9 protein-coding genes are annotated in these 12,454 nt (G+C 74.7%); 5 read left to right on the plus strand and 4 right to left on the minus strand.

From position 1 onward, the window contains the following. The first annotated feature begins 285 nt into the window (after nucleotides 1-285). The 3 genes from ACZ60W_RS36435 (at nucleotide 286) to ACZ60W_RS36445 (ending at nucleotide 5,316) form a co-directional block, all read left to right on the plus strand. Nucleotides 286-2,859 (plus strand): YfhO family protein, encoded by a 2,574-nt coding sequence (locus tag ACZ60W_RS36435; RefSeq protein WP_469759695.1) that lies wholly within the window; start codon nucleotides 286-288, stop codon nucleotides 2,857-2,859. A 96-nt stretch (nucleotides 2,860-2,955) separates the two neighbouring features. Beyond that, a complete protein-coding gene (locus ACZ60W_RS36440) occupies nucleotides 2,956-3,921 on the plus strand; it encodes a glycosyltransferase family 2 protein (protein ID WP_469759696.1) in 966 nt (321 codons plus the stop codon). A 3-nt stretch (nucleotides 3,922-3,924) separates the two neighbouring features. Next, nucleotides 3,925-5,316: a polysialyltransferase family glycosyltransferase gene (locus ACZ60W_RS36445; RefSeq protein WP_469759697.1), complete on the plus strand. Its 1,392-nt coding sequence runs from the start codon at nucleotides 3,925-3,927 to the stop codon at nucleotides 5,314-5,316. A gap of 74 nt (nucleotides 5,317-5,390) precedes the next feature. On the opposite strand, the gene ACZ60W_RS36450 is transcribed toward ACZ60W_RS36445, so the two are convergent. Next, nucleotides 5,391-6,164, minus strand: a complete 774-nt coding sequence (locus ACZ60W_RS36450; RefSeq protein ID WP_469759698.1) for a VOC family protein — start codon at nucleotides 6,162-6,164, stop codon at nucleotides 5,391-5,393. A gap of 164 nt (nucleotides 6,165-6,328) precedes the next feature. Here ACZ60W_RS36450 and ACZ60W_RS36455 point away from each other — a divergent pair, with 164 nt between their 5' ends. Then, on the plus strand, nucleotides 6,329-7,156 hold the full coding sequence (locus ACZ60W_RS36455; protein WP_469759699.1) for a sulfurtransferase: 828 nt from the start codon (nucleotides 6,329-6,331) through the stop codon (nucleotides 7,154-7,156). A gap of 70 nt (nucleotides 7,157-7,226) precedes the next feature. On the opposite strand, the gene sepH is transcribed toward ACZ60W_RS36455, so the two are convergent. After that, nucleotides 7,227-8,294, minus strand: a complete 1,068-nt coding sequence (sepH, locus tag ACZ60W_RS36460) for a septation protein SepH (protein ID WP_469759700.1) — start codon at nucleotides 8,292-8,294, stop codon at nucleotides 7,227-7,229. A gap of 451 nt (nucleotides 8,295-8,745) precedes the next feature. On the opposite strand from sepH, the gene ACZ60W_RS36465 reads away from it, so the two are divergent. Next, entirely contained in the window at nucleotides 8,746-9,636 is an 891-nt protein-coding gene (locus ACZ60W_RS36465; protein WP_469759701.1) for a hypothetical protein, read from the plus strand. 3 nt (nucleotides 9,637-9,639) lie between these two features. On the opposite strand, the gene ACZ60W_RS36470 is transcribed toward ACZ60W_RS36465, so the two are convergent. Together ACZ60W_RS36470 and ACZ60W_RS36475 are read right to left on the minus strand one after the other, a co-directional pair. Continuing rightward, nucleotides 9,640-10,980 carry a D-arabinono-1,4-lactone oxidase gene (locus ACZ60W_RS36470; RefSeq protein WP_469759702.1) on the minus strand — a complete coding sequence of 447 codons (1,341 nt, stop codon included), beginning with the start codon at nucleotides 10,978-10,980 and terminating at the stop codon, nucleotides 9,640-9,642. Beyond that, nucleotides 10,919-12,184, minus strand: a complete 1,266-nt coding sequence (locus ACZ60W_RS36475) for an MFS transporter (RefSeq protein WP_469759703.1) — start codon at nucleotides 12,182-12,184, stop codon at nucleotides 10,919-10,921. The genes ACZ60W_RS36470 and ACZ60W_RS36475 overlap by 62 nt, the downstream gene beginning before the upstream one ends. Nucleotides 12,185-12,454 lie beyond the last annotated feature (270 nt).

Here is a 12,454-nt window from a genome sequence, read left to right on the forward strand (position 1 = left end):
TTCCGTTCTTTGGCTTGGGGGGGGGGGGGGGGGCCTGTCCCCCCCCCCCCCCCCCCTGCGCCCCCCCCCCCCCCCCCCCGCGCGCCCGCACGCGCCGTCCGCCTCGGAACGCGGGGCAGGCCCCGCCCCTCCTCGGGCCCGTGCGGCACCGGGAGTTCACCCGGGGTGTGCCGGAAGCCCGCCTGGTGATCGGTTACGGGTCGCCCGCCTCGGCGGTAATGGCGGTCGGCCCGCGACGACCTCACCTCCGGGCGCCTTCCGCTCCGTGCGCCCCCTGGAGGACGTGTGCCACCCGCCGCCGAGACCGTGCCCGACGTGGACGAGGTCGGGGGCGGGGAGGCCGGCCCGGCCGGCGGCGCACGACGCGGACCGCGGAACCCGGCCGTCGCCGCGCCCCTCGGCGCGGCCCTGCTCACCGCCCTGCTCCTCTGCCTCGCGGGCCGGCTCTCCCGCAGCTACCCGTTCGGCCCGGTGACCCGCAACATCGTCGACCTGGGCCAGCAGTACCTGCCGTACCACGCCTACTGGCGCGCCCTCCTCCACGGCGAGACGCACGGGGACGCCTTCCTCAACTGGAACTCGGGCTTCGGGGCGAACTTCCTCGGCGACATCGGGACCTACCTGAGCAGCCCCTTCGACCTGCTCGTCGTGGCCTTCCCGGCCGACCGGATCGAACTCGCCCTCTACGTCGTCACCGCGGCCAAGATCACCGCGGCGGGGGCGGCGATGGCGCTGCTGCTCCTGCGGCTGCGCCCCGGACCCTGGCCGGTCGCCGCGGTGCTCGGCACCGCCTACGCCCTCTCCGGCTGGACCTTCAACTACGGCGCCACCGTGCCGATGTGGCTCGACGGGCTCGTCGCCTTCCCGCTGCTCTGCCTGGTCGGCGAGTGGGCCCGCACCGGCCGCCGCCCCGTCCTCGGCCCGCTCGTCGTCGCGCTCGCCTGGACCGCCAACTTCTACACGGCGTACATGGCGACCCTCGGCGCGGCCGTCGTCCTCGCCGTCCGGCTCCTCACCGCGGACGAGACCGCCGCCGCCCGGCAGCGCGTCGCCGGGGCGCTGCGCGCCGCCCGGGCCGTGCTCATCGGCGTCGGCCTCGCCGCCCCGCTCGTCGTCGTCGTGTACGTCGCCACGAAGGTCGCGGACCCGACCCCGGAGACCACCTTCGCGCCCGCCGCCTGGACCGAGGTCCTCGCCCGCTTCCTGCCGGCGACGTCCAGCGTGGCCAGCCCCGCCCTCTTCATCGGCACGCCCGCCCTCGCCCTCGCGCTGACCCTGCCGTTCAACCGGGCCGTCCCCGCGCGCGTCCGGGCCGGCTGGACGGCCGCGATCCTCCTGGTGACGCTCTCCCTCCAGTGGGAACCCACCCATCTGCTCTGGCACGCCGGCGCCTCGCCGAACGGGATCCCCTACCGCCAGACCTTCGTCCTGTGCGGCCTGCTGCTCGTCGGTGCCTGGTTCTCGGCCGCCCGCGGCGTCCCCCGGCCGGCCGCGCTCCTCGCGGGCGGCGCGCTGCTCGGCATCCTGGCCTGGGCCGCGCGGGGGAGCGTCGACGTCGACCGGTGGACGTTCCCGGCGTTCGGCGCGGCCGCGTTCCTCGCCCTCGGCGCCGCCGCACTCGCCCTGGCGGCCGGCCGGCGGGCCCGCGCGCGCGTGCTCCCCGCGCTGGCCGTGGTGCTGCTCGTCGCCGCCCAGGCCGGCGAGGCGGCCGTCACCGGGAAGCGGATCGAGGAACAGCAGCGCAGCGAGGTCTCCTGGTCCCCGCGGATCGGGCCCTGGCACGAGGACGTGGCCCGCGAGGCGGCGCACGCGGACGCCTGGCCGCACCACCGCACGGACCCCGGGGAGATCCCCGGCGGCAACGACGTCCTGCTCGTCGGAGGCCAGGGCGCCGACTACTACAGCAGCCTCACCGCCGAGATCACCTCCCGCACCCTCGACGGCCTGGGCTTCGGCCACTACGCCAAGGGCCGGCACCCGGTCACCCTCGACAGCCCCGTGACCGACGCCCTCTTCGCCATCGGCACCCGGATCCGCTCGACGCCCACGGAGCCGGTGCGCCAGGACGCGCTGCCCCGGGCCGCGGTCACCGCCACCACCACCCCCGTCCCGCCCCTCGTCACCGTCCGCCCCCCGGGCCGGCCGGCCACGCACCCCGGAGACTCCGCCTTCGCCCGGCAGGAACGCCTCCTCGGCGCCGACGTGTACGAGCTGCCGGCCGCCCCGCTCCGCACCGGACGGACCCTCACCACCCGCTGCCCGGCCGGCTCCCAGGTCTGGTTCTGGGCGCCCGAATACCGGGGCACCGCCACCCTCGCCGGGGACACGCCGGTGGAGTTCGAAGGGAAGCCGCCGTCCGTCCGCGCGCCCATGCGCCCCCTCGGCACCGTGCCCGCGTCCGGCGAGGTCCGGATCGCACTGGACCCCGAGGCCCGCCTCCGGCTGCCCCGCCGGCCCGTCGGCTGCCTGGTCCGCGCCCGCCTCGACTCCGCCGTACGCCACCTCACCGAGACCGGCGCCACGCGCGTGCGCGCCACCGGACACACCGTCACCGCCGAACTCCCGGCGGGCAGTACGGGCGTCGCCGTCCTCGCCGCGCCCCGCATCACCGGCTGGCGCTGCGCCACGGGGGACGCGGACCTCCGCCCCGCGCGCGCGTACGAAGGGCTCGTCGCCGTCCCCCTCGACGGGCGGGCGACGACCGTCCGCTGTTCCTTCCGGCCCCCGGGGCTCCGGCTCGGCGGCGCCGCCGGCGCGGCGGCCGTCCTCGCGCTGGCCGTGACAGGGGTGCTCGCGAGACGGCAAGAGTTCACCCGGCGTGCACGCGCGGATCGTTCACCCGGGAGAACCGGTGACTAACCTGCCCGCCGTGGCGGCCCTCCACCGAGCGGCGGCCACCCGGGCGACGTCCAGCCGAGCGGCGCTCAGCCGTTCGCATCAGCATGGGGATTCCGAGTGCCGAAACTGTCCGTCGTCGTACCGTTCCACAACGTCGGGGCGTACGCGCCCGACACCCTGCGCAGCCTCGTCGCCAACGCGGACCCCGAGTTCGAGTTCCTGCTGGTGGACGACTGCTCGACGGACGACACCCCGGAGATCCTCGACCGCTGGCGCGACCGCCTCCCCAACGCCACCGTCCTCCGCCACGAGACCAACCGCGGGGTCGCCCAGGCCCGCAACACCGGGATCGACGCGGCGCGCGGCGACTACCTGACCTTCCTCGACGGCGACGACTGGTACGCCCCCGGCCACCTCGGCGCCGCCGTCGCCGGGATCTCCCGCCTCGACTGCGACTTCGCGCGCACCGACCACGTCCTCTCGGAAGGCCGGAAACGGCAGATCCGCTACGCACCGGCCAAGCGCCGCGACACCGTGATGGACCCCAGGGACGGCATCTCGCCGGCCAGCATGGTGACGATGGTGGACTACCCGTTCGTCCCCTTCGGCATCTACGCCGGACGCCTCTTCGAGGACGGCGCCTCGCGCTTCGAGACCTCCCTCAGGACCGCGGAGGACCGCCTGTGGATCTGGCGGCTCCACCTCAAGGCCCGCACCTTCGCCGCGCTCTCCCTGCACGGCGTCTTCTACCGGCGGGGCGTCACCACCTCCCTCACCCAGATCACCGACAACCGCCAGCTGGACTTCATCCCGTCCTACGACCTGCTGCTGCAGGACGTCTCCCGGGACGCCGAGGCCGAGCGGTTCCTGCCCAAGGCCGTCCGCACCTACTGCGCGATGATCGCCTTCCACATGGGCAAGGTCGACGCCTACGAGCCCGCCGTCGCCCGACGGCTGCGCGCCGACGTCCGCGACGCCCTGCACCGGATGCCCCAGCAGGTCCTCGACGAGACCCTGGCCACCATGGACACCCCGCGCAGCACCCTCCTGCGGAGCCTGCGCGACACCGGAAGGACCGCCTGAACCATGGCCCCCGACACGGCACCCACCGCCTCCGCCACGGCCCCGGGCACATCCGCCGACGACCGTCCGGTCCAGCTCTTCCAGGTGTCCACGCTGTACGGCGCCGCCACGCTGGCCGCCGCCCTGGACGCCGGACGCTTCGGCCCGCGCGCGGACGTCCGCAGGATCCTGCTGCTCTCGCACAACGCCGAGATCCCCGAGACCGCGCTGCGCCTGGAGAGCATGACCGGCTACGGCCCCATCGCCGCCCGCTTCGACGCCACCCTCGACTGGAACGAGACCATCCACCCGTACCACCCCGCCGGCTGGGCCCCGCGCCCGGAGGAGGCCCCGCTCTGGCAGCGGGTGCTGCGCACCGCCTGGGGCCTCGGCAGCGTCCCGGTGGAGCTGATCGTCGAGTCCATCCAGGTCAACCCGGCCAAGGCGCTGGCCGGCGCCTTCCCCGAGAGCGAGGTGCACGTCTACGCCGACGGCCTGATGAGCTACGGCCCCACCCGCTCCGACCTCGCGCAGTCGATCGCCTGCCGCGTCCGCCGCGTCCTCCACCTCGACCTGGTGCCGGGACTCCGCCCCCTCCTGCTCTCCGAGTACGGCGTGCAGCCCGAGATCGTCCCCGACGACTCCTTCCGCGCCGTCCTCGCCGAGATCGCCGAGGAGGCGGCCGGCGACCCCGGCATCGCCAGGACCGCCGCCGCCGGCGCGACGGCCCTGCTGCTCGGCCAGTACCTCGCCGCCCTCGGCCTGCTCACCGCCGAGGAGGAGGAGGAACTGCACGTGCGGATGCTGCGCGGCGCCGCGGCCGCCGGACACCGCTCGGTGGTCTTCAAGCCCCACCCCACGGCGCCCGCCCGCTACTCCCAGGCCCTCCACGAGGAGGCGGAGCGCTCCGGCGTCCGGCTGACCGTCCTGGACGGACCGCTGCTCGCCGAGACCTTCTACGAGCGCTGCCGCCCGGCACTGGTCGTCGGCTGCTTCTCCACGGCGCTGCTCACCGCCGCCGTCTTCTACGGCATCCCCATCGCGCGCGTGGGCACGGCCGAGGTCCTGGCCCGCCTCACGCCCTTCGAGAACAGCAACCGGATCCCGCTCACCGTCGTCGACCACCTCGTCGCCGACCTGGAGGCAGGGGAGGAGCCCGCCGTCCCCGGCACCGCCCCGGAGTCGCTGACGCCCCTGGTCAGGGCCGTCGGCTACTGCATGCGGCACAAGGTCCACCCCGGGCTCCGCGAGGAGGCGACCCGCTTCCTCGCGGCCCACCACGCCGACCCCGGCACCGCCCACCACTTCACCGCGGAACGGCTCACCCGCCTCGGTCTGCCCGGCGGCGCCCCGGCGCCCTCCCGCTACGCCCCCGCCCGGCTCCGCCGCGGGCTCGCCAGGACCCTGCGCGGCTGAGCCGGAGGCCGGGCCACGAACCCGCGCGGCCGGGCCACGACCCCGCGCGGGCCGAGCCCGTCCGGGCCCGCGGGTCAGTCCCCGGCGGACCTGACCAGGGTGAAGACCGCGCCCTCCGGGTCCGCCACCACCGCCGTCCGGCCCGCCGTGCCCTCGCGCGGCGGGCGCAGCACCCGGCCGCCGAGCTCCACGACGAACCGCGCCGCCGCGTCCGTGTCGGCGACCTCGAAGTACGTCATCCAGTGGGGGCCGCGGTCCCGGGGCAGCGCGTCGCCGACCCCGTGCAGGGAGGCCACCGGGTCGCCGTCGGCGAGCAGCGTGGCGTAGTCGTGGTCGGCGGAGACGATCGGCTCGACCTCCAGACCGAAGACCGACCGGTAGAACTTGCCGACCGAGGACGTCTCGTACGTCAGCAGCTCGTTCCAGACCGCGGTCCCCGGCGGTCCGGCCGTCGCCGTGCCGTGGTGGGCCTCCGCCTGCCAGATGCCGAAGACGGCGCCGACCGGGTCCGAGCAGACCGCGAGCCGGCCGGCCTCGCCGGCGTCGAGCGGGCCCACCGCGACGGTGCCCCCGCAACAGCGGACGCTCTCGGCGGTCTCGTCGGCGTCGACGGCCGCCAGATAGGGCGTCCAGGCGATCCGCAGATGCCGGTCGGGCGGCAGCTGGCCGATGCCGGCCACCTCCCGGCCGCCGAGCAGCGCGCGCACGTACGGCCCGAGCTGCTGGGGACCGGGAACGAACTCCCAGTCGAAGAGCGCGCCGTAGAACTCCTGGGTGGCGTCAAGCCCGTGCACCATCAGGCTCACCCAACAGGGTGTACCGGGTGTGCGCCGAGTCGCCTCGGTCATCGTCACTCTCTCCTCGGACCATCGTCGTGGCCGTGCCCCCGTTCCGATCGTGTCACCGAAGGGGGCGCGGCGCGCTCCGGGCCGCGCCGACAGATGGCGCGATCCGGTGGGGAGGACGCCGGGTCCGTCCCCGGCGGCCGTGCTGCTGCGCGAGGATGGCACCCATGAAGCCCATCATCTCCGCAAGCGAACTGCTGAGCGAGTCGGCCGGGCCGCGGCCGCCGGTCCTCCTGGACGTCCGCTGGACCCTGGGCGGCCCGCCCGGACGGCCCGCGTACGAGGCCGGCCACCTGCCGGGCGCGGTCTACGTGGACCTGGACGAGGAGCTCGCCGGCCCGCCGGGGAGCGGCGGGCGTCACCCGCTGCCCGACGCGGCGGTCTTCGGGGCCGCGATGCGCCGCGCGGGGGTCTCGGCGGGGCGGCCGGTCGTGGTGTACGACGGGGGCCTCGGCTGGGGCGCGGCCCGTGCCTGGTGGCTGCTCCGCTGGGCGGGCCACCCGGACGTGCGGGTCCTGGACGGGGGCCTGGCGGCCTGGACGGGCGAGCTCACCGAGAAGGTCCCGGCGCCCGAGCCGGGCGACTTCCGGCCGGAGCCGGGCGCCCTGGGACTGCTCGACGCCGACGGCGCCGCCGCGCTGGCCGACGCCGGGCTGCTCCTGGACGCGCGGGCCGCCGAGCGCTACCGCGGGGACGTGGAGCCCATCGACCGCGTGGGCGGGCACATCCCGGGGGCCGTCTCGGCCCCGACGACGGAGAACGTCGACGCGGAGGGCCGTTTCCTGGGCGCCGACGCGCTGCGCGAGCGGTTCACCGCGCTCGGCGCCGCCGAGGGCACGTCCGTCGCGGTCTACTGCGGCTCCGGCGTCTCCGGCGCCCACGAGGTCCTGGCCCTGGAGATCGCGGGCATCCCCGCCGCGCTGTACGCGGGTTCCTGGTCGGAGTGGTCCTCCGACCCCGCCCGTCCGGTGGCCACGGGTCCCGACCCGCGGTAGTCCGCGGGGGAGGGCCCGCGCCGTCGTGCGGCGCGGGCCTCCTCCCGTACGGTCACGGGCGCCGCTCGCGTCAGTCCTGCTTCTTGCGGCGCGTGCCGAAGACGATCTCGTCCCAGCTGGGGACCGCGGCGCGGCGGCCGGGCCGGACGCCGTCCGCCTCGGCCTGCCGGTCCGTGGTGCCGGTGAGCCGGTCCCGGTGGCCCGAGACGGCGCGCGGCATGAGGACGTCGGCGTAGGCGGAGCCGGCGCCGGCCGAGGCGGCCGGGGCCGGCGGCTCCTCCGCCTCGGGCTCCTCCACGGGCTCGCCGTCCGGCTGCTCGGGGACGACCATGTCGCCGCGGAAGCTCGGGACCGCCTCCAGGAGGCTGGTCAGCGAGTCCCGCTCCTCCTCCGGCTCGGCGGACGCGGACGCCCGCTCCAGCTGGCGGTGGTCGAGCTGGCGGTCCAGGGCGCGGTCGAGCGGCCTGTCCCGGGGCAGCCGGGCGATGCGCGGTACGAAGGGGAAGCTGGGCTCCGGCGCGGCGGCGATCGTGTCGTCGGTCTCGCCGATCAGCGCCCGCGCCTCGTCGTCCACGGCCTGGACGAGCCGCCGCGGCGGGTCGTAGGTCCAGCTGGCCGTGTGGACCTCGCCGGCGACCCGGTAGACGAGCAGCACCTCCCAGGTGCCGTCGTCGCGGCGCCAGGAGTCCCACTGCACGGTGTCCTTGTCGGCGCCGCGCAGCAGCAGCCGCTCCTGCACCGCCTCGCCGAGCTGCGGGCCGGTGTTCTCGCCGGGCCTGCGGACCGGGGTCTTGCGGGCCCGCTCGGCCATGAAGGCGCGCTCGGCGAGCACGGGTCCCTCGAAGCGGCGCACCCGGTCGACGGGGATGCCGGCCAGCTGGGCGACCTCCTCGGCGGAGGCACCGGCTCGTATCCGCGCCTGGATGTCACGGGGGCGGAGGTGGCTCTCCACCTCGATCTCGATCTGGCCGAGGCGCGCGCGGTCGTTGCGCACGGCGGCACGGAGTCGCTCGTCGATCGGAAGCGTGTACTCCGTGCTGTCAGCAGCCTTCAGCACCAGTCGTGTGCCGTCGTTGGAGACGGCCACGACACGCAGTTCGGGCATGGGGACCTCCCGGGTGGTGCCTGCCGACGTCACGTGCGTCGCTGCTTCCGCTAGTCGAGTGTGGCCTGCCCGGGTGCAGCCTGCCACTACCTTGCCGAGTTGCCCGGCGTGTCGGGCATGGACCCTGGAACGCCGTTATGACACGGTGACCTGATGGCTACCCGGAGTGACTGGAGGTCACTCTGCGCAGCCGGTTTCCGTGTGATGCCGTGGCGTCACCGGTTCGAGTGCCGCCTTCGGCCCTCTCGCCTTGATCCCGGGCACCCGAAGGCGTCCGGACCCAGGGTTCGCCAATGTACTCCATTCGGGCCACCTGGGTGGACAGGCGCGCCGCCCAACTTCTCGGGCCGTACGGGAGTTGAGTCTCCGTGATCTTCCCCCTCACGTGTCGCTGTTCACAGAAACAGCAGAAACGGAACTAATCGCTTCGCCCATATGTCCCTTCTGGGTGCAAGGCGAACGGATGAGCCGTCAGGGGTTGGAGATGCGTCACAGGCCGGAGACCGACACGGACGAACCGAAGGAGGAGAAGGAGAGCGGCAGGGGAAGGATCGACCTGAGCGTCGCCCAGGTCTCCGGCAGCGCCCTGGCCGCCGTCATCGCGGCCAAACTCGCCTCCACCCTCGGCGTGTACGGCACGATCCTCGGCGCCGGTGTGATCAGCGTCATCGCCACCTGTGGCGGCCCGCTCTTCCAGCACCTCTTCCGGCGCACCGGCGAACAGGTGCGCGACGCGACCGCGGCCGCCAAGCCGAAGGCCCGTCAGGTCCCGGTCGTGACCGGGCCTCCGGACGACCGCACCCTGATGCTCGGCACGTTCGGGTCCGCCCCCGCCCCGTACGACGAGGAGTTCGGCGACGCCACCACGCACGGCACCCGTGTCCGCGGCTGGAAGCGCCCGGCGATCGCCGCCGCCCTGGTCTTCGGCGTCACCATGGGCGGCATCACCGCCTACGAGCTGGTCTCCGGCGAGGACTTCGGCGGCCGGCAGGGCGCGACCACCTTCGGGTCCGTCGTCGGCGGCGGGAACGCGGGGCGTCAGGCGCCGGACCGCGACACCGGCCCCGCGCCCGTCCCGTCCGGCTCCGCCGACGGCACCGGACGTCCGTCGGACAGCGGCGCTCCCACGACCGGTTCCACGCCGACTCCGGGCGACAGGGGTTCCGGCGGGGACTCCGGCGAGGGCGGCACCGGGACGGGAACCCCCTCGGCGGAGCCGACCCCCTCCGGTTCGGCCGGCGGCGAGACGCCCGCCCCGACGCCGACCGGTCCCACGACCGGCCCGACGCCGACCCCGACCGCCGAACCGAGCACCGGTGCCGCCGAGCCGGAGGCCCCGCCGGCGGCCGGAGCCGCCGCCGGGACCGGCGGCTGACGCTCAGTCGCCCAGGACCCGCCGCAGATAGTCGTTGGCGAACAGACGGTCCGGGTCGAGCCGGTCGCGCAGGGCCGTGAACTCGGCGAAGCGCGGGTACACCTCGGCGAAGTAGGCGGCGTCGCGGGTGTGCACCTTGCCCCAGTGGGGACGACCCCCGTGCGCGGTCATGATGCGCTCCACCGCGGTGAAGTACGCCTGGTGGGGCGTGCCCTTGTAGAGGTGGACGGCGATGTACGCGGTCTCCCGGCCCGAGGCCGTGGAGAGCGCGATGTCGTCGGCCGGCGCCGTCCGCACCTCCACCGGGAAGCTCACCTTCAGCGGCGAGCGCTCGACCATCGCCTTCAGCTCGCGCAGCGCGCCGACGGCCGCCTCGCGCGGCAGCGCGTACTCCATCTCCAGGAAGCGGACCCGGCGCGGCGAGGTGAAGACCTTGTACGGGATGTCGGTGTACGTCCGGGCCGACAGGGCCCGGCTGGAGACCTTGGCGATCGAGGGGATCACCGGCGGGACCGCGCGGCCCAGCGACACGGCGAGCTGGAAGATCCCGTTGGAGAGCAGCTCGTCCTCGATCCAGCCGCTGATCCGCCCGGGAGGCGCGGCGGGGCCCGCGCTGCGGTTGTTGCGCTTGGTGTTGCAGTTGTCCGTGTGGGGGAACCAGTAGAACTCGAAGTGCTCGTTCTCCGCGTGCAGCGCGTCGAACTCCGAGGTCACGCGGTCGAAGCTCATCGGCTCCTCGCGCGCGGTGAGGAAGAAGACCGGCTCCACGGCGAAGGTGATCGCGGTGACCACGCCGAGCGCGCCGAGACCGATCCGGGCGGCCGCGAAGACCTCCGGGTTCTCCTTCTCCGAGCAGGTCAGCAGCTCGCCCGAGGCCGTGACCAGCTCCAGCTCGCGGATCTGCGCGGCGATCGAGGCCGACTCGCGGCCCGTGCCGTGCGTGCCCGTGGAGGTGGCGCCGGCGACCGTCTGCTCCATGATGTCGCCCATGTTCGTGAGCGACAGGCCCTCGCGGGCCAGTGCCACGTTGAGCCGCTTGAGCGGGGTGCCCGACTCGACCGTCACGGTCATCGCCTCGCGGTCGATGCGCCGGATGCCGGTCAGCAGACCGGGCCGGATCAGGACGCCGTCGGTGGCCGCGATCGAGGTGAAGGAGTGGCCGGTGCCGACCGTCTTCACCCGCAGTCCGTCCGCGGCCGCCCGGCGCACCGCCTCGGCCAGCTCCTCGGCCGAGGCCGGGCTCACCTCGCGCACCGGGCGCGAGGTGACGTTCCCCGCCCAGTTACGCCACGGGCTGCCCGCCGTCCTGGTGCTCCCCGACCCCGCTGTTGTCGTCCCGCTCACGCTGCCCCTCCCGGTTGGGTGCCGGCCTGCTCAGCCGGCGGTGTCCGAGGAGACCCACCGCGACCGCGACGGCGCCCGACACGACGGGCACCACGTACCCCGCCTTCGCCCCCGACGCGTCGACCACCCAGCCGGCGGCCGACGAGCCGAGCGCCACGCCGATCGCGAGGCCGGTACCCGTCCAGGTCATGCCCTCGGTCAGCTTGGTGCGCGGTACGTGCGCTTCGACGAGGGCCATGGTGGTCACCATCGTCGGTGCGATGGACAGGCCCGCGACAAAGAGCGCCACGGCCAGCAACGGCAAGTTCCCGGCCAGTAGGAGGGGGATCATACTCACGGCCATCGCGCAGATGCCCAGCAGCCAGCGGCGGGACGGCTCGCCCTTGAGGTGCAGCAGTCCGAAGACGGCGCCGGCCAGACAGGAGCCCAGCGCGTAGACGGCCAGGACGAGGCTGGCCGCTGCCTTCTGGCCCCGCTCCTCGGCGAAGGCCACGGTCACCACGTCCACCGAGCCGAAGATGGCTCCGGTGGCGACGAAGGCCAGGGCCAGCACCTGGAGGCCGGGGGAGCGGAGCGCGGACGCGGCCTTCCCGCCGGCCTCCCGGGGGTGCGGCACCGGCTCCGTGGCGCGCTGGGCCGTCAGCCAGAAGACGCCGACGGTGAGGAAGACCCCCGCGAAGAGCGGACCGGCCTCGGGGAACCAGGTCGTGGACAGTCCGATGGAGAGGATCGGGCCGAAGATGAAGCACACCTCGTCGACGATCGACTCCCACGAGTACGCGGTGTGCAGGCGCCGCCCGTCGCCCCGGTAGATCTCGGCCCAGCGGGCCCGGGTCATCGCCCCGACGCTGGGGACGCAGCCGATCACGGCGGTGAAGACGAACAGCGTCCAGTCCGGCGCCCCCTGCTGCACGCAGACGAGGAGGCCGGCCGCCGCGGCCAGCGACACCAGCGTCACGGGCCGGAGCACCGCGCGCTGCCCGTGCCGGTCGACGAGCCGGGACACCCGGGGGCCGAGGGCGGCGGCGGACATCGCGAGGGTCGCCGAGAGCGCGCCGGCGAGCCCGTACCGGCCGGTGACCTGCGAGATCATGGTCACGATGCCGATGCCCATCATGGACAGCGGCATCCGGCCGAAGAAGCCCGCGACGGAGAACGAGGCCGTGCCGGGGGCCTCGAAGATCGCGCGGTAGGGACTGGGCAAGGGGGTCTCCGGATCTCCGTGCTTCGGAGCTGGCTCCGCGCGACGACTCAACACGTGTAATTAATAGCTAAAGCCTACGGTGTTGAAGTCGCCAGGTCATCCCCCTTTTTCCGGACCTCCGCCGTCGGACGGGCCGCACCCCGGGGCACGGCCGCCGGGTGGGAGGATCGGTGCCATGTCCGATCAGCACGATCCCGCCCCGTACGACGCCTTGCTGCTGCTCTCCTTCGGCGGCCCGGAGGGCCCGGACGACGTGGTCCCGTTCCTGGA

Source organism: Streptomyces sp. NPDC104202, assembly GCF_055584185.1.

Bases quoted from the DNA above. Each gene is read 5' to 3' on its own strand.
- ACZ60W_RS36450 (WP_469759698.1), bottom strand. From the start codon at position 6,164: ATGACCGAGGCGACTCGGCGCACACCCGGTACACCCTGTTGGGTGAGC.
- ACZ60W_RS36445 (WP_469759697.1), top strand. From the start codon at position 3,925: ATGGCCCCCGACACGGCACCCACCGCCTCCGCCACGGCCCCGGGCACA.
- ACZ60W_RS36455 (WP_469759699.1), top strand. From the start codon at position 6,329: ATGAAGCCCATCATCTCCGCAAGCGAACTGCTGAGCGAGTCGGCCGGG.
- ACZ60W_RS36465 (WP_469759701.1), top strand. From the start codon at position 8,746: ATGCGTCACAGGCCGGAGACCGACACGGACGAACCGAAGGAGGAGAAG.